This is a genomic window from Salinimicrobium oceani (genome assembly GCF_012037645.1).
Genome location: NZ_JAAVJR010001027.1, coordinates 1 through 371, shown reverse-complemented (window position 1 = coordinate 371; position 371 = coordinate 1). Strand labels below are relative to the sequence as shown.

The 371-nt window shown below is 42.6% G+C and carries 1 rRNA gene; it reads right to left on the bottom strand.

Annotated features, from left to right (window positions below):
* Positions 1 to 18: 18 nt before the first annotated feature.
* Positions 19 to 127, bottom strand: a 5S ribosomal RNA gene (rrf, locus tag HC175_RS20610).
* Positions 128 to 371: the final 244 nt, after the last annotated feature.

Sequence of the window (371 nt, the reverse complement as noted above, 5' to 3'; positions counted from 1 at the left end):
GCTGTTGAGGCTTTAAAAGAAAGGCGGCGACATACTCTCCCACGAGATGCAGTACCATCTGCGCTAACGGGCTTAACTTCTCTGTTCGGAAAGGGAAGAGGTGAGCCCCGTTGCTATAACCACCTTAGATCTTTAAGCAGATATTAGATTTTAGATGTTAGACGTAAGACAAAAAGTCTCAGATCTCATATCTAATATCTCACTTCTAATGAGTTGACATATTTGGAAAATAAAAATTGAGGTTAACACTTCGAGCAGTATACAAAGCTTTAGGTTTTCCTGTCCCCCTTCGCTCTTGCGAGCTATGGGGGACGGGGCACTAAGCTATACGGATTATTAGTATCACTCGGCTATGACATTACTGCCTTTAC